This window comes from Mycobacterium triplex (assembly GCF_000689255.1).
Classification (GTDB): Bacteria; Actinomycetota; Actinomycetes; order Mycobacteriales; family Mycobacteriaceae; genus Mycobacterium; species Mycobacterium triplex.
The window spans coordinates 941,801-962,729 of the sequence record NZ_HG964446.1 but is presented as its reverse complement, the minus strand read 5'-3'; the positions used below and the strand labels follow the sequence as shown (position 1 = coordinate 962,729).

Below are 20,929 nucleotides of genomic sequence, written 5' to 3'. Positions count from 1 at the left end.
CTTGGCCGAAACGAACCCGAACGCATGGGAAGGCGACCAATGCCGATCGCGATAACTTCTGAGCACCAAGATCTGGCCGACTCGGTGCGATCCCTGGTGGCGCGGGTCGCGCCGTCAGAGGTGTTGCACGAGGCCATGGAGACGCCGCTGGAGAACCCGCCGCCGTACTGGCAGGCGGCCGCCGAGCAGGGCCTGCAGGGTGTTCACCTCTCCGAGTCCGTCGGCGGCCAGGGCTTCGGCCTGCTCGAGCTGGCCATCGTGCTGGCCGAGTTCGGCTACGGCGCGGTGCCCGGGCCGTTCGTGCCGTCGGCGATCGCCAGTGCGCTGATCGCCTCGCATGACCCGGACGCCAAGGTGCTCGCCGAGCTGGCGTCGGGCGCGGCGATCGCCGCCTACGCCCTGGACTCCGGGCTGACCGCCACCCGCAAGGGGGAGGTGCTGGTGATCCGCGGCGAGGTGCGTGCGGTTCCCGCCGCGGCGCAGGCGTCGGTGCTGGTGCTCCCGGTCGCGATCGACAGCGGCGACGAGTGGGTGGTGCTGCGCGCCGACCAGCTCGACATCGAACCGGTGAAAAGCCTCGACCCGCTGCGCCCGGTCGCGCACGTGCGGGCCGACGCCGTCGAGGTCGGCGACGATGCGCTGCTGAGCACGCTGACCATGACGACCGCCTACGCGCTGATGTCGACGCTGCTGTCCGCCGAGGCGATCGGGGTGGCCCGGTGGGCAACCGACACCGCATCGGAATACGCCAAGATCCGGGAGCAGTTCGGCAGGCCGATCGGCCAATTCCAAGCCATCAAGCACAAATGCGCGGAGATGATCGCCGACACCGAGCGCGCCACCGCGGCGGTGTGGGACGCGGCGCGCGCGATCGACGAGGCCTCGCCGGACGTGGAGTTCGCCGCCGCGGTGGCCGCGACGCTGGCGCCGGCTGCCGCGCAGCGCTGCACGCAGGACTGCATCCAGGTGCACGGCGGCATCGGCTTCACCTGGGAGCACGACACCGGCGTGTACTACCGCCGGGCGCTGATGCTGGCCGCCTGCTTCGGCCGCAGCTCGGACTACCCACAGAAGGTGGTCAACACCGCGACCACCACGGGTATGCGCCCGGTCGACATCGACCTGGATCCGGAGACCGAAAAGCTGCGCGAGGAGATCCGCGCCGAGGTCGCCGCGCTCAAGGCAATGGATCGGGAGCCGCGCACCATCGCACTCGCCGAAGGCGGCTGGGTGTTGCCGTACCTGCCCAAGCCGTGGGGCCGCGCCTCCAGCCCGACCGAGCAGATCATCATCGCCCAGGAGTTCACCACCGGACGGGTGCGGCGGCCGCAGGTCGGGATCGCCGCGTGGATCATCCCGTCGATCGTCGCGTTCGGCAGCGAGGAGCAAAAGCAACGTTTCCTGCCGCCGACCTTCCGCGGCGAGATGGTCTGGTGCCAGCTGTTCTCCGAGCCGGGCGCCGGATCGGACCTGGCCGGGCTGACCACCAAGGCAACCCGGGCCGACGGCGGCTGGCGCATCACCGGCCAGAAGATCTGGACCACCGCCGCGCAGTACTCGCACTGGGGTGCGCTGCTGGCCAGGACCGACCCGTCGGCGCCCAAGCACAACGGCATCACCTACTTCCTGCTGGACATGCGCAGTGATGGTGTGACGGTCAAGCCGCTGCGCGAGCTGACCGGGAACGCGATGTTCAACACCGTCTACATCGACGACGTGTTCGTGCCCGACGAATGCGTGCTGGGCGAGGTCAATCGCGGCTGGGAAGTCAGCCGCAACACGCTGACGGCCGAGCGGGTGTCGATCGGCAGCAGCGACGCCAATTTCCTGGCGACGCTGCCCCAGTTCGTCGAGTTCGTCCGCGACGGCCAGTTCGACCAGGTCGCCCAGCACCGGGCCGGGCAGTTGATCGCCGAGGGGCATGCCGCCAAGCTGTTGAACCTGCGTTCGACGCTGTTGACGCTGGCCGGCGGCGACGCCATGCCGTCCGCGGCGATCTCCAAGCTGTTGTCGATGCGCACCGGCCAGGGCTATGCGGAATTCGCGGTGTCCTCGTTCGGCACCGACGCCGCGATCGGCGACCCGGATCAGCTCCCGGGCAAGTGGGGCGAGTACCTACTGGCCAGCCGGGCCACGACGATCTATGGCGGTACGTCGGAAGTGCAGCTCAACATCATCGCCGAGCGTCTGCTGGGCCTGCCCCGCGATCCGTAAACGAAATCCATGCCGATCCGGGGCCGGTCCCGGATCGGCATGGACGCCTATTTGGTTTTGGGGGCCCACACCGGCCTGAGATTGTCAGGCCGGCGTGGTTCCCCCTAATGGCGGGTCGGCCAGCCTATATATCTGGCAGGACGAAGCCGGCCGGCCCCGCGATCTTGGTGGCTCACCACTTGGTCACCACCATGGGCGCCACCAATTACCCCAACCCCAGCCAGGGTGTCCCCAACCATGACCCCAGCCGTGGCCCCAACCACCGCCGTGACCCCAGCCGTGGCCCCAACCACCGCCGTGACCCCAGCCGCCGCGATGGCCCCAGCCGCCATGGCCGCCACCGGGACCCCAGCCGTGGCCGCCGTGGCCGCCGCCGGGTCGGTCGGGAAGAATGCCGGGGGCCAGCGGTGCGCCGCCGTGCGGCCCGGTGGTTTCGAATGTCGTAGCGGGCGCGGGCGCCGGGGCGGCCTGTGCCGCGGGCATCCCGCCGAATAGCATCGCGCCGGCCACCGCGCCCGCGCCGACAGCACCAGCAGCCGCTCCGCGGATCGATCGCAGTGAATTCCTCATCGTGAGCTCCTTCCGAGAACCCTGACATTTGAAACGCTACGCATAAATTGCTGGGCGAACAATAGCAATAGCGCTATTTCCGGCTGTGAATTGCGTAACAATTAAATGTCGATGGCCGCTACACAATTCCGTATCTACTTATTTCAAGTAATACGCATTTGCGCCATTCAGGAGTACCGCAAGTACTGAGGTCAGTAGCCAACGAGCGGGCAATATCGCAACGTTAATCGCGCTCTACTGACGTACTGAAGCGCGGATCTTCGCATCTCAGTAGATCATTAATTGCATATGTTTTCGCACGCTATTCACGGCGATACGTCTAATTTCCATGCTGCTACACGAGTGCGCTGCAGACAAAGATGTCAAGACACGGGCATATTCTGTCCAGCTAATACCCTCGATTTGTGCTGATATCGCCGCTGGTCTCGGCCCGGGTCGCCGTGGCCCCGCGACGTTGCGCCGTAACACCCGAACTCGCGCGGCGCGACTTACGCTGGTGTCAGTGAGACAATCAAGTAGACAACGTGCACGGAAGCACTGATTTACTGATTGTGACCCACGGGAGGGACGGTCGCCCCAGTGAGCTTCAACCCCGGCCACATCGGGCCCGGCGCCGCGTTCCGCGGGCAGATGTCCGGCACCACACCCGCTGGCGACGGCACGCCAACCGAACGCCTCACCGGTTTCCGGCAGCCGCGCCCCCAACGAATAGTCGGTGAGCGGTCACGCACCACCGGCGAGACTCCCCGCATCCAACGCACGCGCCGCACGGTCGACCTCCCCGCCGCCACCCACCGCGCCCTCGACATCTGGCAGCGGGAAGCCGCCGACCAGCTGGGCGTCGCCCGAGTCACCGGGCAAGAGGTGCTGACCGCCCTGATCGACCAGCTGCTGGCCGACCCCAAACTCGCAGCCCAGATCACCCGGGCCATCCAGGAGCGGCGCTAGGGGCGACCCCGGCAACCGACCCGCTAGTCGACCTGCATTTCGCGCAGCTCGCGCTTGAGGATCTTGCCGGTCGGGTTGCGCGGCAGTTCCTCGAGGAAGATCACCTCGCGCGGCACCTTGTAGCGAGCCAGGTGGTCGCGCACGTATCCCTTGATGGTGTCCTCGTCGACGTCGGCGCCTTCCTTCCGCACCACGAACGCGCGCAGCCGGTGGCCCCACTCCTTGTCTTCCACACCGATCGCGGTGGCCTCGATCACCTCGGGGTGTCCGCTGATCAGGTCCTCGACCTCGGCGGGGAACACGTTCTCGCCGCCGGAGACGATCATCTCGTCGTCACGCCCGCTGATGTACAGCAGGCCGTGTTCGTCGAAGTAGCCGACGTCTCCCGAGGACATCAGGCCGTCGATGATCTGCTTGTGCCCGCCGCCGGTGTAGCCCTCGAACGGGAAGGCGTTTCCGACGAAGATCCGCCCGACGTCGCCCTGGGGCACCTCGTTGCCGTTGTCGTCGAGGATCTTGACCTTCACGCCCTTGACGACCGGGCCGACCGTCGACGCGTTGCGTTCCAGGTCCTCGGGCCGGGCGATCGTCGCGAACGCGATCTCGGTCGAGCCGTACATGTTGTAGACGACCGGACCGATGTCCTTCAGCGCGCGGGTGGCCAGCTCGGCACCCAACTGGGATCCGGACACGAAGATGATCTTCAGGCTGGACAGGTCGGGCTTGGGGTCCGTCTTTTCCAGCGTGTCGAGGATGCGCGACAGCATCACCGGCACCACGACCATGGCCGTCACCTTGTGCTTCTCGATGTCCTCCAGCACCAGCGGCGGCTTGAATTTGCGCCGCAGCACCAGCGTGGACCCCAGGAACATCGCGATCGTGGCGTGCAGATATCCGAGCGCGTGGAACATCGGCGCCGGCAGTGAGGTGACCTCGTTCGCCTTGAACGGGACGTGCGACAGGATGCCGCCGACCGGTGCGAGCGTGGGCGGGGTGCTGCGGTTGGCGCCCTTGGGTGTCCCGGTCGTTCCGCTGGTCAGGATGATGATCGACGCGTGCTTGCCGGCCTTGGGAGCGGGTTCTTTGCTGCTGCGCGCGATCAGATCGGCGAGCGTCTCGTCGGTGCTGCCGGACGGCTCGTCGCTGTCCGGGTTGATCCCGAGCGCGCGCAGCTTACCCAGCTCGGGCGCGGCCTTGCTGACGGCGTTGGTGTATTCGTCGTCGTAGATGATGATCTTGGCGCCCTCGCGCTCGGACACCTCTTTGATCTGCGGTCCGGAGAATTCACTGTTGAGCAGGATGATGCGGGCGCCGACCCGGGCCGCACCGTAGTTGGCGATGAGGAACCAGCGGTGGTTGCGGGCCAGGATCGCGACGCCGTCGCCGCCCTTGACACCCTTGTCGATCAGGCCGTTGGCCACCGCGTGGGCGGCCTCGTCGAGCTCGCGATAGCTGAACTCGCCGTCCTCGTCGATCAGCGCCGCGCGGTCGGGAGTACGCCGGGCGTTGAGCGAGGGCAACATGCCGAACTCGCCCCACTTCGCGATGTCGGCCGCCATCGCCGCGGTCTTGAGGGGCGACTCCAGCTTGAACGCGCCCGCCTCGAAGATCTTCCGCACGTAGTGCAGTTCCGCCGAGCCACGCTCGACGTACTGCTGGACCTTGGAAACGGCTTGCCCGGGCAGGCCAGGAAGGTTAGGCATAACCTCACCATATGTGACGCGGGTCGCAACGCGGCCAGAAAATTCTCGCGGAATTACGATGAATCCCATGGCCGGTCCGGTGTCATTCGAGGTTGCCGGGCACGAAGTCACGATCACCCACCCGGACAAGGTCGTGTTCGAAGCGCGCGCGGAGACGAGGCCTTACACCAAGCTCGACTTGGTCCGCTATTACCTCTCGGTCGCCGAGGGAGCGTTGCGGGGAGTGGCCGGCCGGCCGATGATCTTGAAGCGCTTCGTCAAGGGCATCGGACAAGAGGCGGTATTTCAGAAGCGCGCGCCGACAAAGCGGCCGGACTGGGTCGACGTCGCCGAACTCCACTACGCGCGGGGCACGTCGGCCGCCGAGGCCGTCATCCACGACGCCGCCGGGCTGGCGTGGGCGATCAACCTGGGCTGCGTGGACCTCAACCCGCACCCGGTGCTCGCCGACGACCTCGATCATCCCGACGAGCTGCGGGTCGATCTGGACCCGATGCCCGGGGTGAACTGGCAGGGAATCGTCGACGTGGCGATGGTGGCCCGCGAGGTGCTGGAGGACTACGGCCTGACCGCGTGGCCCAAGACGTCGGGATCGCGGGGCTTTCACATCTACGCCCGCATCGCGCCGCGCTGGGAGTTCCGTCAGGTCCGACTGGCCGCCCAGACCGTGGCCCGCGAGGTCGAGCGGCGGATCCCCGAGGCCGCGACCAGCCGATGGTGGAAGGAGGAGCGCGAGGGCGTCTTCGTCGACTTCAACCAGAACGCGAAAGACCGCACGGTCGCGTCGGCCTACTCGGTGCGGGCCACTCCGGATGCCCGGGTGTCGACACCGCTGCACTGGGACGAGGTCGCCGGCTGCCGGCCGGAGGCGTTCACGATCGAAACTGTCCCCGGGCGGTTCGCCGAGCTCGGCGACCCGTGGGCGGGGATGGGCGACGCCGTCGGCGAGCTGGACCGGCTGCTGATGCTGGCCGAGGAGATGGGCCCGCCGGAACGGGCGCCCCGCGGCTCGAAGAAGAGCTCCGACGGCCGCCGGCAGTCGTCGATGCCGCTGATCGAGATAGCCCGGACCAAGACCAGAAACGAGGCGATGGCCGCGCTGGACACCTGGCGCGACCGCTACCCCACCGTCGCCGTACTCTTGCGGCCGGCCGACGTGCTGGTCGACGGCATGCGCGGGCCGAGTTCGATTTGGTACCGGATCCGGATCAACCTGCAGCACGTGCCCGCCGACCAGCGCCCGCCGCAGGAGAAGCTGATCGCCGACTACAGCCCTTGGGAGGGGTACACACCGCCGGCTTCCCGGCCGGGCGGCGCGGGTGCGGGAGAATTGCCCCATGCCGGCGACTGACCAGTACTACCGCACCGTCAACGTCGTGGCCGAGCCGATCGGACGCCGAATCGGCTGTCCCACAGACGATTTCGAGCTCCGGGTGGCCGCCGGTGCGTTGACCGGCGCGATGATGGCGGCCGCGGACAGCGCGCCGCCGACGGCCGCGGCGATCTGTCGGGCCCTGGACTTCGTCGACGCCGGGATGCCGCTGCGCTGAGCGGCAAAACCGCGCGGCGATGCAGGTCAGAGTCAGTGACGCGATACTCTCACGCGATGCGACAGGGATGGAATCGGCGGGGGTTCTTGCAGCTCGCCGGTGCCGCTGCGGCAGCCGCGGCGTCCGGGGCGGCGGCGGGGTGCTCCGACTCCAAACCGCCGACCGGCGCTCCCGGCGCCGAGGGGGTGACGATCACCCATCTGTTCGGCCGGACGGTCATCAAGGCGCCACCCAAGCGGGTGGTGAGCGCCGGCTACACCGAGCAGGACGACCTGCTCGCGCTCGGCGTCGTACCGATCGCGGTGACCAACTGGTTCGGTGACCAGCCGTTCGCGGTGTGGCCGTGGGCCCAGCCCAAACTCGGCGGCGCACAACCCGTTGTGTTGAACCTGGACAACGGGATTCCCGTCGACCAAATCTCCGGCCTCAAGCCCGATTTGATCGTCGCCATCAACGCCGGCTTGGACGCCGACACCTACCAGAGGCTGTCCGCGATCGCGCCGACCGTCGCGCAATCCGACGGTGACGCCTTCTTCGAGCCGTGGAAGGACCAGGCCACCGCGATCGGTCAAGCGGTGTTCCAAGCCGACCAGATGAAGGCGCTGATCGACGGCGTCGACAAGCAGTTCGTCGCCGTCGCCCAGAACCACCCGCAGTGGAAAGCCAAGCGGGCCTTGCTGATGCAGGGCAGCCTGTTCCGCGGATCGGTGATCGCCACGGCGGCGGGCTGGCGAACCGACTTCCTCAACCAGATGGGTCTGGTGATCGCCGACAGCATCAAGCCTTTCGTCAGCGGTCACCGCGCGGTCATCCCGCGCGACCAGATCAAGACGGTGCTCGATTCCGTCGACGTGGTGATCTGGACGACCGAGAGTCCCGACGAGCAGAAGGCGGTGCTGGCCGACCCCGAGGTGGCGGGCTCGCAGGCGACCACGCAGAACCGCCACGTCTTCACCACCAAGGACCAGGCCGGTGCGATCGCCTTCGCGTCGCCACTGAGCTACCCGGTGGTGGCCGATCAGCTGCCCCCGATGATCGGCAAAATCCTCGGATAGCCCAGTCTCTTTGAGCATTCGGTAAGGCAGCTCTGGCAGTGCTCGAAAATCCCGCCTCGGCCCCTTTGCCTGCGCGGATTCCGAAGTTACCGTTCAGTAATGAGCGTGACGGATCTTCCCGCGGACGTGTCGACCGAGCTGGTCGGCAACGTCGTTCTGGACTACGGCGACCAGGCGCTGCTGGTGCAATGCGGCAGCACCGCAGAGGTATTGGCATGGGCGGACACGTTGCGTGCGGCGACACTGCCCGGTGTGCTCGACATCGTGCCCGCCGCCCGCACGGTGCTGGTCAAACTCGACGGCCCTCGCTATCAGGGTGTCGTCCGTCAGCGACTACGCAAACTGCGGGTCACCGCCGATACCGCGGCTCCGGCCGAGCGCACCGCCGACGTGGTGATCGACGTCGTGTACGACGGCCCGGACCTCGCCGAGGTCGCCAGCCACACCGGGTTGACGACCGCACAGGTCATCAACGCTCACGCCGGGACGCTGTGGCGAGTCGGATTCAGTGGATTCGCACCGGGTTTCGCGTACCTCGTCGACGGCGACCCGCGCTTGCGGGTGCCGCGCCACGCCGAGCCACGCACCGCGGTACCGGCCGGCTCCGTCGCGCTCGCGGGTGAGTTCAGCGCGATCTATCCACGCCGCTCCCCCGGCGGCTGGCAACTCATCGGCCGCACCGACGCGGTGCTGTGGGACCTGACACGGTCGGATCCGGCGTTGCTGACGCGGGGCATGTGGGTTCAGTTCCGGGCCGCGTAACGCAAGGAGCATGCCGTGACAACACTCGAAATCCTGCGTACCGGACCGCTGGCCGTCGTCCAGGACCTCGGCCGGACCGGACAGGCCCACCTCGGCGTCGGGCGGTCCGGCGCCGCCGACCGCCGTTCGCACAAGCTCGCCAATCGGCTGGTCGCCAACCCCGACGACCGCGCCACCGTCGAAGTGACCTTTGGCGGGTTCGCGGCCCGGGTGCACGGCGGCGACGTCGACATCGCGGTGACCGGTGCGGACACCGATCCGTCGGTCAACGGAATCAAGTTCGGCACCAACAGTATTCATCATGTCCGCGATGGCCAAGTGATTTCGCTGGGCACCCCGCGGGCCGGCCTGCGGACCTACCTGGCGGTACGTGGCGGCATCTCGGTGGAGCCGGTGCTGGGCTCACGCAGCTACGACGTGATGTCGGCAATAGGCCCGGCGCCGCTGTCCCCCGGAGACCAGCTGCCGGTCGGCGCCCACACCGACGAGTACCCCGAACTCGACCAGGCGCCCGTGGCGGCCATCAGCACCGACCCGGTCGAACTGTTGGCGGTACCCGGGCCGCGCGACGACTGGTTCGTCGATCCCGACGTTCTGGTCCACACCGACTGGGTGGCGTCCGATCGCAGCGACCGGGTCGGGATGCGGCTGGTCGGCCGTCCGCTGCAGTACCGCTTCCCCGACCGGCAGCTGCCCAGCGAGGGTGCCACCCGCGGCGCAATTCAGGTGCCGCCCAACGGATTACCCGTGATCCTGGGGCCCGACCACCCGATCACCGGCGGTTACCCGGTGGTCGGCGTGGTGATCGACGAGGACATCGACAAGGTCGCCCAGGTGCGGGCCGGCCAGCACGTGCGGCTGCACTGGGCTCGGCCGCGATTGCCGGTGGGCGCCCGTTAGACATCGGGCGTTGTCCAGGTGCGGGCCTGGCGACAAAGTTGTAGACAGGGAGTGTGCGCACCCAGGTCCACACCGCACGCCTGGTTCACACTGCCGATCTCGACAGCGATACACGGCAGCGCGTCCATCACATGGTCACCGAAGCCTTCGCGGGTGATTTCACCGAGCACGACTGGGAGCACGCGCTGGGCGGCATGCACGCCCTGATCTGGCATCACGGCGCGATCATCGCGCACGCCGCGGTGGTCCAGCGCCGGTTGATCTACCAGGGCGGCGCGCTGCGCTGCGGCTACGTCGAAGGGGTCGCGGTACGGGAGGATCACCGCGGCCAGGGGCTGGTGCACGCGCTGCTGGACGCGGTCGAGCAGGTGATGCGCGGCGCCTATCAGCTGGGAGCATTGAGTTCATCCGTGCGGGCCCGCAGCCTGTATGCGGCGCGTGGCTGGTTGCCCTGGACTGGCCCGACATCGGCGCTGACCCCGAGCGGGCCGACGAGCACACCCGACGACGACGGAACGATATTCGTCTTCCCGGTCACCGTCGCGCTGGACACCTCCGCGGGGTTGATGTGCGATTGGCGCGCGGGCGACCTCTGGTAGACGTGCTCGAAATCCCCCTCACCCCAGCGTGATTCATCACACCGCAGTCGGCTACACTGTGAGCTGTCGTGGCGTCTGGCGGCCGTATCTGTGGTGCACACCACACTGATTGACTGCCCTCACACCCGTCGACGTCGCAAGTGAGCGGAAATTCACGCCCGGGTCATTGCGGGCAGCGCTCGGGCAACAATGGATTTCTAGCGTTATCGCCATGAAACTCGCGCTGGGCCGTTCACATGTCCTGTCGAACTGGGACCCCGAAGACACGGCGGCCTGGGAGGCCGGCAACGACAAGATCGCCCGCCGCAACCTGATCTGGTCGGTGGCCGCGGAGCACATCGGCTTCTCGGTGTGGTCGCTGTGGTCGGTGATGGTGCTGTTCATGCCGGCATCGGTATACGGCTTTTCCGCCGGCGACAAATTCCTGCTCGGCGCCACCGCCACCCTGGTCGGGGCGTGCCTGCGTTTCCCGTACACGTTCGCCACCGCGAAGTTCGGCGGGCGCAACTGGACGGTGTTCTCCGCGCTGGTCCTGTTGATCCCGACCGTCGGCACGATGGTGCTGCTGGCCCACCCCGGTCTGCCGCTGTGGCCGTATCTGATGTGTGCCGCGCTGGCCGGCCTGGGCGGCGGGAACTTCGCATCGTCGATGACGAACATCAACGCGTTCTATCCGCAACGCCTGAAGGGCTGGGCGTTGGCAATCAACGCCGGTGGCGGCAACCTCGGCGTGCCGATGGTTCAGCTGGTCGGCCTGCTGGTGATCGCGGCCGCCGGAAACCGCCAGCCGTACTGGGTGTGCGCCATTTACCTTGTGCTGCTTGCGATTGCCGGCATCGGCGCCGCGCTGTACATGGACAATCTGCAGCACTACCGCATCGATACTTCCACCATGCGGGCGGTGCTGTCCGAGCCACACACCTGGGTGATCGCACTGCTCTACATCGGCACGTTCGGCTCGTTCATCGGTTTCTCGTTCGCGTTTGGCCAGGTACTGCAGATGAACTTCGCCGCCAGCGGCGAGAACGCCGCGCAGGCTTCCCTGCATGCCGCCCAAATCGCATTCCTGGGGCCGCTATTGGGATCGATCACGCGGGTGTACGGCGGCAAGCTCGCCGACCGGATCGGGGGCGGCAAGGTCACGCTGGCCGTCTTCTGCTCGATGATCCTGGCCGGCGGAATACTGATCGGTGCAAGCACTTTCGGTAGCCACGGCGCGGGCCGGACCTCGGATTCCACGATGGTCGGATTCGTGATCGGCTTCGTGGCGCTGTTCATTCTGTCCGGCATCGGCAATGGCTCGGTGTACAAGATGATCCCGTCGATCTTCGAGGCCCGTAGTCACTCGCTGCAGATGGGCGAGACCGAGCGCCGGCAGTGGTCCCGCTCGATGTCTGGAGCACTGATCGGGCTCGCCGGTGCGATCGGCGCGCTCGGCGGCGTCGGCGTCAATCTCGCACTGCGGCAGTCGTATCTGCACAGCGGAACCGCGACATCGGCGTTCTGGGCCTTCACGCTGTGCTATGTGGCGGCCTCGGCACTGACTTGGGCGGTGTACGTCCGTCGTCCGCTCGAGGTGATGGCGCCGGAGGCGGACGCGGGGGCATCGGGGGCTCGGCTGGCGACCGTGTAGGCGCGGTATGCGCGCCATACCGATTCGGTGGGGCCCCCGTCGCGCACGAAATGTTTTACACCTCACCCCTAGTTCCACGGGCGCGCCGGCACGATCGGGTATTGCGAATCTTCGCGTGTGATTGTTGCCGGCCCTCAGCGATTTACCAGATAACTGGGACTCAACTTACAGCCGATATCGGTCCGAATGAGTTGACTCAGTTCGGTTCCGAATGTGAGCATCGGAACCAAGGCAGGGCATGCCTCGTCAATTCGGGGCGCCCACACGGGCATTGATGCCAGACTCACCACAGCTCTTCCCAGTTATGGGTTGAACTGGTTGACGTCCAGACGATTTCGACCACTCATTCACGAAAGGTGCAGATCGCATGGGCCGCAACCACCACATCACCGACTGGAATCCGGAAGACGCCGAGGCCTGGGCGGCCGGCAACGACAAGGTCGCTCGCCGCAATCTGCTGTGCACGATGGCGGGTGACCATGTCGCCTTCTCGATCTGGACCCTGTGGTCGGTGCTGGTGCTGTTCATGCCGATGTCGGTCTACGGCTTCCACGCCAGCGACAAGTTGCTCCTCGGTGCCGTTGCCACGCTGGTCGGCGGGTGCGTGCGCATCCCCTACACGTTGGGCATCGCCAGGTTCGGCGGCCGCAACTGGACCGTGTTCTCCGCGTTCGTGCTGCTGATCCCGACCGCCGGCACCATCGTCCTGCTGGCCAATCCCGGGCTGCCGCTGTGGCCGTATGTGGTGTGCGCGGCGCTGACCGGTCTGGGCGGCGGCAACTACGCGGCATCGCTGGCCAACGTCAACGCGTTCTACCCGCAGCGGCTCAAAGGCACCGCGCTGGCGATCAACGCCGGCGTCGGCAATCTCGGTGTCGCGGTGATCCAACTGATCGGCCTGCTGGTGCTGGCCACCGCCGGCCACCAGGCGCCCTACTGGGTGTGCGCGGTCTACCTGGTGTTGCTGACCGCGGTCGGAATCGCCGCGGCGCTGTTCATGGACAACCTCGACCACGGCGTCGAGCCCGACCACATGCGCTCGATCCTGTTCGATCGCGACACCTGGGCGATCTCGCTGCTCTACATCTGCACGTTCGGCTCCTGGATCGGGTTTTCCTTCGCCTTCGGTCAGGTGCTGCAGGTCAACTTCGGGGCCAACGGCGAAAGCGCCGCGCACGCGTCGCTGCACGCGGCCCAAATCGCCTTCGTCGGGCCACTATTGGGCTCGCTGGCGCGGATCTTCGGCGGTCGGCTGGCCGACCGGCGCGGCGGGAGCCGCGTCACTTTAGGCGTATTGGTGGGCATGATCGCCGGCGCCGGCCTGCTGGTGGGCATCAGCACCGTCGAGGACCACAGCGGCGGCACGTCGTCGGACGCGGTGGTCGGCTACGTCATTGGGTTCATCGTGCTGTTCGTGCTGTCGGGAATGGGCAATGGCTCGGTGTTCAAACTGATTCCGTCGGTGTTCGAGGCCCGCAGTCGCTCGCTGGATGGCAGCGAGGCGCAGCGCCGGCAGTGGTCGCGGGCAAAGTCCGGATCGCTGATCGGCATCTGCTCCGCGGTCGGCGCGCTCGGCGGCGTCGGAATCAACTTGGCGCTGCGCGAGTCTTACCTGCGCAGCGGCACCGAGACGTCGGCGTATTGGGTGTTTCTGACTTCTTACATCGCGGCGGCGATCCTGACTTGGATGCGGTACGTGCGCCGCCCCATATCTGCGCAGGATACGCCGAATTCGGTGCTCACAGCGGAGCCGGCGCAGGTGTGACGATCACCGCAACGTGGGCAATGCGTCAGCAATCGTCAGGTAACGCCGCGGAAATGTCGCAGGCATACACAGGTCGTATGGATCAGCCCGACTCGCCACCGCTAACCGGTTACCGGATAGCGGTCACGTCGGCGCGCCGTTCCGAGGAGCTGTGCGCGTTGCTGAGCCGCCAGGGCGCCGAGGTCTCCAGCGCGGCCGCGATCAACATGATCGCGCTGCCCGAAGATGAAGAACTACAGAGCAATACCGAAGGCGTGATCGCCAATCCACCCGACATTCTGGTAGCCCACACCGGCATCGGGTTTCGCGGCTGGGTGGCCGCGGCCGAGGGCTGGGGACTGTCCAATCAGCTCATCGAGTCGTTGTCCAGGGCGCGAGTGCTGGCGCGCGGGCCGAAGGCGACGGGGGCGCTGCGCGCCGCCGGTCTGCACGAAGAATGGTCGCCGAAATCCGAATCCTCCCAAGAGCTCCTCAAGTACCTACTCGAGTCGGGGGTGGCCGGCGCGCGGATCGCGGTCCAACTGCACGGAGCCGCCGACGCCTGGGACCCGTTCCCCGAATTCATCGGGGGATTACGCGCCGCGGGTGCCGACGTGGTGCCCATCCGGGTGTATCGGTGGAAGTCCACCGCGATCGGCGGCAACTTCGATCAACTGGTCACCGGGATCGCGCGACGCCAGTTCGATGCGGTCAGCTTCACCTCGGCGCCCGCCGCGGCGGCGGTTCTCGAGCGCAGCCGCGACTTGAATATCGAGGATCAGGTGATCGAGGCGATGCGCACCGATGTGCACGCGATGTGTGTCGGCCCGGTGACGGCCCAGCCGTTGCACCGCAAGGGCATTCCGACGTCGGCGCCCGAGCGGATGCGGCTGGGAGCCTTGGCCCGTCACATCGCCGAGAAACTGCCGCTGCTCGGATCGTGCAATGTGAAGGCTGCCGGCCACGTCATCGAGATCCGCGGAAACTGCGTACTGGTCGACGGTCTGGTCCAGTCGCTGTCCGGATCCGGGATGGCGGTGCTGCGCGCGCTGGCGCAACGCCCGGGCGACGTCGTGGCCCGCAGCGAACTGCTGCGAGTCCTGCCCGGCAACAGCAACGACCCGCATGCGGTTGACACCGCCGTGCTGCGACTGCGAACAGCGTTGGGCGACAAAAACATTATCGCGACAGTCGTCAAGCGTGGTTACCGGCTCGCGATCGACGAACCGGTGGCGGCGCCATGAGCCTGATCCTTGCCGCACACGGCACCCGCCGACCGGGCGGTGTCGCGATGATCGGCGACCTGGCGGCACAGGTGAGCAGGCAGCTCGGCCGCACCGTGCGGCTCGCCTTCGTCGACGTCTTGGGCCCCACGCCCAGCGAGGTGCTTTCCGACGTCGGGGGCAGGCGGGCGGTCGTGGTGCCCGCGTTCTTGTCGCGCGGTTATCACGTCCGCGCCGATGTCCCCGCCCATGTCGCGGCCAGCGGGCATCCCAACGTCATCGTCACGCCGGCGCTGGGCCCGGACGGTGAGATCGCCCGGATCGTGGCCGACCAATTGATGAAATCTGGTTGGCAGCCCGGTGATTCGGTGATCCTCGGGGCGGCGGGAACATCGGATCCGATTGCCCGCGCAGATCTGCACACCACCGCGACGCTGTTGTCGGCGCTGACCGGGTCGCGAGTCACCCTGGGATTTGCGGCCATTGGCGATCCTCAGATCACCGAGGCCGTCGAGATGGCGCGGGCCGACGGTGCGCGCCGCGTCGCGATCGCGTCCTATCTACTCGCCGACGGACTGTTTCAGGAGAAACTCCGCAATTGCGGCGCCGATGTGGTCAGCCGGCCGCTGGGCACTCATCCGCGACTGGCCCGCCTGATCGCGAACCGATTCCGCAGGGCGGTGCCGGTGGCGACCCGGCATCGGGTGCGCAATTACCGGCTGGGCGCGCCGACGCGCGCGATGCTTGATCTTTGATCAACCGCAGGTGATCCTGGCACCATGCCCAGTCGCGAAGAGCCATCGCGTGGGCTCCTCGACCCGGTCGCGAAGATGCTGCGGTTGCCGTTCGGCACACCGGAATTCATCGACCGGATCATCACCGGAGGGGTCAACCAGGTCGGCCGCCGAACGCTTTACCTGCTGATCACGACGTGGGATGCCGCCGGCGGCGGCCCGTTCGCGGCCAGCGCGGTCGCGTCCACCGGGATGGCCAAGACCGCCGAGGTTGTGCAAAGCATGTTCATCGGACCGGTTTTCGGCCCACTGTTGAAAATGCTGGGCGCCGACAAGGCCGCGGTGCGCGCGTCGTTGTGCGCCTCGCAGCTGGTCGGCCTCGGCATCATGCGCTACGGGGTGCGCTCCGAGCCGCTGCACTCGATGCCGGTCGACGCGCTCGTCGACGCGATCGGCCCGACGATGCAGCGCTACCTGGTCGGCGACATCGGCTAACCGGCCAATCGCGCGATCTGGATCTCTCCGTCATCGGTGATGCGCACCTGGTACACCGGCACCGAAACCCGCGGGTCGTCCAGGCACAGACCGTCTTCCAGCGCGAAAGCCTGCTTGAGGATGGGTGATTGGACCGTCGCACGACCGCCACGGTCACCGACGATCCCGCGCGAAATCACGGCCGCGCCGGAGAACGGGTCGAGATTGCCGACCGCGTGCACCGACCCGTCGTCGAGGCGGAACAGCGCCGCCTGCGAACCATCGTCGAGCAGCACGCCGACCCCGCGACCCGGGATGAGGTGGTCGTAGCTGCACGCGGTGGTCCAGACCTGAATGTCGTTGAGAATTGTCACGCTGCCTCCTGAACTCACGAACGGACTCGCGGCATGCCAATGGACACAGGGATTTTGCGCCCGGCATGCTCGGTGAATTGGACTGTCGAATCGATTTCGTCGGGTGCGTTGACGAAGGAGACAAACCGCGAGAGCTTGTCCGGATCTTCGAGCACACCCTTCCACTCGCACTGGTAGTTCTGCACGTGCCGCTGCATCGCGGCCTCGAATTCCTCGGCCAGCCCGAGGGAGTCCTCGCACACAACCTCACGCACGTGATCGAGACCGCCGTCCAGGGATTCGACCCACGGCGCGGTGCGCTGCAGCCGGTCGGCGGTCCGGATGTAGTACATCAGGAACCGGTCGACGTAGCGGACCAGCGTCTCGGTGTCGAGATCGCTGGCCAGCAGCTGGGCGTGCTTGGGAGTCATGCCGCCGTTGCCGCCGACATAGAGGTTCCAGCCCTTTTCGGTGGCAATGACGCCGACGTCCTTGCCGCGCGCCTCGGCGCACTCCCGGGCGCAGCCCGAGACGCCCATCTTGATCTTGTGTGGGGCCCGCAGGCCGCGGTAGCGCAGCTCCAGGTCGATGGCCAGCTGCACCGAATCCTGCTGGCCGTAGCGGCACCAGTCGGTGCCAACGCAGCTCTTCACCGTGCGCAAGGCCTTGCCGTAGGCGTGGCCGGATTCCATGCCGCCGTCCACCAGCCGCTTCCAGATCTGTGGCAACTGGTCCACCCGGGCGCCGAACAGGTCGATCCGCTGACCGCCGGTGATCTTCGTGTAAAGCCCGAAGTCCTGGGCGATCTGACCGATCAGGATCAGGTGCTCGGGCCTGATGTCGCCGCCGGGCACCCGCGGCACCACGGAGTAGCTGCCGTTCTTCTGGATGTTGGCCAGGAAGTGGTCGTTGGAATCCTGCAGCGAGGCCTGCTCGCCTTCGAGGATGTGGTCCGAGCCGGTCGAGGCGAGGATGGACGCGACCACGGGTTTGCAGATGTCGCAACCCTTTCCGCGACCAAACTTCTCCAGCAGGCCGGAGAAGGTGCGGATCTCGGTGGCCGAGATGATCTCGAAGAGCTCCGCGCGCGACTGGCTGAAGTGCTCGCACAACGCCTTGGACTGCGCGACGCCCTCTGCTTCCAGCAGCTGCTTGAGCAGCGGCACACACGAACCACACGACGTGCCGGCCGTGGTGCACGACTTCAGCGACGGGACGTCACTGCAACCGTCGGCGATCGCGCACTTCAGATCGGCCTTGCTGACGTTGTTGCAGGAGCAGATCTGCGCCGAATCCGGAAGCGCGCCGATACCCAAAGCCGAAGCGCCGCCGGAGCCCTCCGGGGTGATCAGTGCGAGCGGGTCGCCCGGCAGCTCGCTGCCGACCATCGGCCGCAGCACACCATAGCTGGACGCGTCGCCCACCAGCACCCCGCCGAGCAGGGTCTTGGCATCGTCGGAGAGCACCAGCTTGGCGTAGGTGCGGTTCACCGCGTCGTTGATGGCGACCTCGAGGCAGTTCTGGGTAGCGCCCATCGCGTCGCCGAAGCTGGCGACGTCGACGCCCAGCAGCTTGAGCTTGGTGGACAGATCGGCTTCGGGGAACTCCGCGGCACCACCGAGCAGCCGGTCCACCACGACCTCCGCGGAGGTGTACCCCGGTCCGACCAGGCCGTAGCATCGCCCGTCGATCGCGGCGACCTCGCCGATCGCGTAGATGTCGGGATCGCTTGTCCGGCAAGACAAGTCGGTAAGCACTCCGCCGCGCTCGGCAAGCGTCAACCCGGCCGCCGCGGCCAGCTCGTCGCGCGGCCGCACGCCGGCCGCAAAGATCACCGGACCGGCCTCGATTACTTCGCCGTCGGTCAACCGCACCCGTGTCGCCACCGAACCGTCCGCACGCGGAACGGATTCGATCGATTCGGTGCCCGTGCCGACGTGCACCGAAATCCCGAGCTCGGTGATCATCCGGGCCAGCAGCCCGCCGCCGGCCTCGTCAATCTGCTGGGCCATCAGGCGCGGCATCATCTCAATGACGTGTGTTTGCAACCCGAACTGGCGCAAAGCATTGGCGGCTTCCAGTCCGAGCAGGCCGCCGCCGATCACCACACCGGCGGCATTGTGACCGCCGTCACGGGCGAGCTCGGCGGCGGCACGGATCGCGTCGAGGTCGTCCAGGGTGCGGTAGACGTGGCAGGCGGGCAGGTCGTGTCCGGGCACCGGGGGAACGAAGGCATAGGACCCGGTGGCCAGGACCAGGACGTCGTAGCCGTGCCGGTCGCCGTCCGCGGTCACCACTGACTTTGTCGCGCGGTCGATTTCGGTGACCCGCGCGTTCAGCAACAGCCGCACCCGCTCGTCACCGGGGTAGTCGTTGCCGGGCAGTGCCAGCAGCCTGCGGTCCCAGTTCTCGGTGTACGAGGTCAATCCGACGCGGTCGTAGGCGGCGTCGGCCTCTTCGGCCAAAACGGTGATGCGCCAAGACCCGTCGGTGTCACGGGCGCGCAGCGCCTCGACCAAACGGTGGCCCACCATGCCGTGCCCGACCACAACCAAGTGACGGGCAGCACACTGCGTGCGCGGGTCTGGGGCTGAGGTCATGCCATGAGATTAGGGGCCGGAAATTACGGAAAATTCGCCGAATGTATCGCTCGTATGACGTGGGTCTCACACCTCACAACTTCCTGTGTGATGTGTGTTCGCTCCAAGCGAACACACAGGTGGAACTTTAGCGGGGTCAACTCAAGTTTGTCTGTGTAGCCGGCCGGCAAGGCGCCGGTCACAGCAAACTCACAATCAAACTCAAGGAAGCAAAGAGGAGACGACATGAGTAATCTCGCAGTGTGGTCGCGACCGGCCTGGGACACCGACCGGTGGTTGCGCGACTTCTTCGGCCCCGCCGCGATCGCGGACTGGTACAAGCCCGCAACCAGCGGTTTCAACCCCGCGGCCGAGATCGTCAAGGACGGCGACGACGCGGTGGTGCGTCTGGAACTGCCCGGTGTCGATGTCGAGAAGGACGTCAACGTCGAGGTCGATAAGGGTCGCCTGGTAATCCACGGCGAACACCGCGACGAGCACGCGGAGGAGTCCGACGGCCGTACCTTGCGGGAAATCCGCTATGGATCGTTCCGTCGGTCGTTCCAGCTGCCCGCGCACGTCACCGGCGAGGCCATCAAGGCTTCCTACGACGCCGGTGTGTTAACCGTGCGGGTCACCGGCGCGTACGCCGGAACCCAGGCGCAGCGCATCGCGATCACGAAGTAGTTTCGCGGCGGATCCAACGTCGAGTTGTTGGGCAAAATCGCACGGAAAGCGCTCAACAACTCGACGTTCGGGTTTTACCGGGCGAACGCCGGCTCGGCCTCAATCCCGATGACTCGCAACAGGTTTACCACCTTGCGATCCAGGCTCTGGCCCACCTCGGCCACCTCGGTGATGCCAAGGCTGCCGAACGCGGGGCCGGGCTGGTCCATCGAAAACACCGCTTTGCCTTCGGCGTCGGCGTGGATCAGAAGCCGTAATGGCGCGTACAGCAGAGCCTTCGGGTCGTGACGGAACATCGTCTCGGCGATCGTGTGGTTGCCGAGCAGATACTCCACCGCCTTGGTGGTGTGGCCGGCCACGCTGAAGAACGGCAGCGCGTCGATCTTCGTGTAGACCATCAGCCCGTGCGGTGCGTTGGTCTCCGCGACGGCCAGGACTTCGTCCCAGCTGCCGCCGCGCTCGACGATCTCCTGCACCGCCGCCCGGTCAACCGGCGGAGCCGCCTTCTCGAAAGCCGCGATGAAATCGTCGAACTCCACGCCGGTAGCAATGTCGATGCGGTTCATGGTGTGCGCCACCACGTTGAATTCAGCGCTACTTGTCATGGTATTCCTCAGAATTCGCTAATGGTTCGGTGAACGAACTTACGAATTTCGAGTATACGGTTCGGTGAATGAACCAGCAAGGGGTAGCATGGACCACGTGGCCCTTCCCCGCGAATACCCCGACGAGAACTGCCCGATCGCTCGGTCCCTGGAGATCGTCGGCGAACGCTGGACATTGCTGATCGTGCGTGACGCCTTCTATGGCGTGCGGCGGTTCAGCGACTTTCACAACCACCTCGGCATACCCAAAGCTGTGCTGTCCGAACGGCTTACCTTCTTGGTCAGCGAAGGTGTGCTGACCAAGACCGCCGCGGAATACGAGCTGACCGCCAAGGGCAAGCAGCTGTGGCCGATGGTCTGGTCGATGATCGCCTGGGGCACCGAACACCTGCTGGACAGGCCCACCCGGACCTATCGACACGCGGAGTGCGGCGGCGCAATCGGGGCGGATCGCCGCTGCGCCGGCTGCGATCGGGTTCCCGACGTCGCCGAACTGATCGCGCATCCGCCGCGCCGGCCCCACGATCCGAACCGCGACGACCCGGTCAGCCGGGCACTGCGCCGGCCGCACCGAATGCTGGAACCGATCTAGCCGA

General features: G+C 66.8%; 19 protein-coding genes and 1 pseudogene. 15 read left to right on the top strand and 5 right to left on the bottom strand.

Annotation, left to right across the window (positions count from 1 at the left end; genetic code table 11):
• Positions 1–39 precede the first annotated feature (39 nt).
• Complete coding sequence (locus tag BN973_RS04395; protein ID WP_036466207.1) at positions 40–2,214, top strand: acyl-CoA dehydrogenase; 2,175 nt, start codon at positions 40–42, stop codon at positions 2,212–2,214.
• Between the two features lie 183 nt (positions 2,215–2,397).
• On the opposite strand, the gene BN973_RS30290 is transcribed toward BN973_RS04395, so the two are convergent.
• Positions 2,398–2,784 carry a hypothetical protein gene (locus BN973_RS30290; protein WP_139830057.1) on the bottom strand — a complete coding sequence of 129 codons (387 nt, stop codon included), beginning with the start codon at positions 2,782–2,784 and terminating at the stop codon, positions 2,398–2,400.
• A 579-nt stretch (positions 2,785–3,363) separates the two neighbouring features.
• On the opposite strand from BN973_RS30290, the gene BN973_RS04390 reads away from it, so the two are divergent.
• Positions 3,364–3,732 carry a hypothetical protein gene (locus BN973_RS04390; RefSeq protein ID WP_036466204.1) on the top strand — a complete coding sequence of 123 codons (369 nt, stop codon included), beginning with the start codon at positions 3,364–3,366 and terminating at the stop codon, positions 3,730–3,732.
• Positions 3,733–3,755: 23 nt separating this feature from the next.
• Here the strand turns inward: BN973_RS04390 and fadD2 are convergent, their stop codons facing one another.
• Positions 3,756–5,435: a long-chain-fatty-acid--CoA ligase FadD2 gene (fadD2, locus tag BN973_RS04385; protein ID WP_036466202.1), complete on the bottom strand. Its 1,680-nt coding sequence runs from the start codon at positions 5,433–5,435 to the stop codon at positions 3,756–3,758.
• 58 nt (positions 5,436–5,493) lie between these two features.
• Here fadD2 and BN973_RS04380 point away from each other — a divergent pair, with 58 nt between their 5' ends.
• From BN973_RS04380 to BN973_RS04330, 11 genes and pseudogenes are all read left to right on the top strand, one after another.
• A complete protein-coding gene (locus tag BN973_RS04380; RefSeq protein WP_051641114.1) occupies positions 5,494–6,786 on the top strand; it encodes a DNA polymerase domain-containing protein in 1,293 nt (430 codons plus the stop codon).
• Positions 6,785–6,985: pseudogene (locus BN973_RS04375) on the top strand (acyl-CoA-like ligand-binding transcription factor); the annotation flags it as partial. The gene BN973_RS04380 and the pseudogene BN973_RS04375, both read left to right, overlap by 2 nt.
• 56 nt (positions 6,986–7,041) lie before the next feature.
• On the top strand, positions 7,042–8,040 hold the full coding sequence (locus BN973_RS04370) for an ABC transporter substrate-binding protein (protein ID WP_036466198.1): 999 nt from the start codon (positions 7,042–7,044) through the stop codon (positions 8,038–8,040).
• A gap of 99 nt (positions 8,041–8,139) precedes the next feature.
• Entirely contained in the window at positions 8,140–8,802 is a 663-nt protein-coding gene (locus BN973_RS04365) for a 5-oxoprolinase subunit B family protein (protein WP_036466197.1), read from the top strand.
• Between the two features lie 15 nt (positions 8,803–8,817).
• Positions 8,818–9,702, top strand: a complete 885-nt coding sequence (locus tag BN973_RS04360; RefSeq protein WP_036466194.1) for a 5-oxoprolinase/urea amidolyase family protein — start codon at positions 8,818–8,820, stop codon at positions 9,700–9,702.
• A gap of 53 nt (positions 9,703–9,755) precedes the next feature.
• On the top strand, positions 9,756–10,301 hold the full coding sequence (locus tag BN973_RS04355; RefSeq protein WP_036466193.1) for a GNAT family N-acetyltransferase: 546 nt from the start codon (positions 9,756–9,758) through the stop codon (positions 10,299–10,301).
• 223 nt (positions 10,302–10,524) lie between these two features.
• On the top strand, positions 10,525–11,934 hold the full coding sequence (locus tag BN973_RS04350; protein WP_139830065.1) for a nitrate/nitrite transporter: 1,410 nt from the start codon (positions 10,525–10,527) through the stop codon (positions 11,932–11,934).
• A 367-nt stretch (positions 11,935–12,301) separates the two neighbouring features.
• Complete coding sequence (locus tag BN973_RS04345; RefSeq protein ID WP_036466191.1) at positions 12,302–13,699, top strand: nitrate/nitrite transporter; 1,398 nt, start codon at positions 12,302–12,304, stop codon at positions 13,697–13,699.
• A gap of 77 nt (positions 13,700–13,776) precedes the next feature.
• On the top strand, positions 13,777–14,922 hold the full coding sequence (locus BN973_RS04340) for a uroporphyrinogen-III synthase (protein ID WP_036466189.1): 1,146 nt from the start codon (positions 13,777–13,779) through the stop codon (positions 14,920–14,922).
• Entirely contained in the window at positions 14,919–15,656 is a 738-nt protein-coding gene (locus tag BN973_RS04335; protein WP_036466187.1) for a sirohydrochlorin chelatase, read from the top strand. Before BN973_RS04340 ends, BN973_RS04335 begins: the two co-directional genes overlap by 4 nt.
• 24 nt (positions 15,657–15,680) lie before the next feature.
• Positions 15,681–16,130: a TetR/AcrR family transcriptional regulator gene (locus BN973_RS04330; protein ID WP_036466185.1), complete on the top strand. Its 450-nt coding sequence runs from the start codon at positions 15,681–15,683 to the stop codon at positions 16,128–16,130.
• Here BN973_RS04330 and nirD read toward each other — a convergent pair.
• A complete protein-coding gene (gene nirD, locus BN973_RS04325) occupies positions 16,127–16,483 on the bottom strand; it encodes a nitrite reductase small subunit NirD (RefSeq protein WP_036466183.1) in 357 nt (118 codons plus the stop codon). The genes BN973_RS04330 and nirD overlap by 4 nt on opposite strands.
• A 14-nt stretch (positions 16,484–16,497) precedes the next feature.
• Entirely contained in the window at positions 16,498–19,062 is a 2,565-nt protein-coding gene (nirB, locus tag BN973_RS04320; RefSeq protein WP_084163292.1) for a nitrite reductase large subunit NirB, read from the bottom strand.
• A gap of 225 nt (positions 19,063–19,287) precedes the next feature.
• On the opposite strand from nirB, the gene BN973_RS04315 reads away from it, so the two are divergent.
• Positions 19,288–19,728 (top strand): Hsp20/alpha crystallin family protein, encoded by a 441-nt coding sequence (locus BN973_RS04315; protein WP_036466181.1) that lies wholly within the window; start codon positions 19,288–19,290, stop codon positions 19,726–19,728.
• Positions 19,729–19,802: 74 nt separating this feature from the next.
• Here BN973_RS04315 and BN973_RS04310 read toward each other — a convergent pair whose 3' ends face one another.
• Positions 19,803–20,333, bottom strand: a complete 531-nt coding sequence (locus tag BN973_RS04310) for a DUF302 domain-containing protein (RefSeq protein WP_051641113.1) — start codon at positions 20,331–20,333, stop codon at positions 19,803–19,805.
• A gap of 97 nt (positions 20,334–20,430) precedes the next feature.
• On the opposite strand from BN973_RS04310, the gene BN973_RS04305 reads away from it, so the two are divergent.
• Positions 20,431–20,925, top strand: coding sequence for a winged helix-turn-helix transcriptional regulator (locus tag BN973_RS04305; RefSeq protein WP_198048890.1), 495 nt, complete (start codon positions 20,431–20,433; stop codon positions 20,923–20,925).
• The last annotated feature ends 4 nt before the right edge of the window (positions 20,926–20,929 follow it).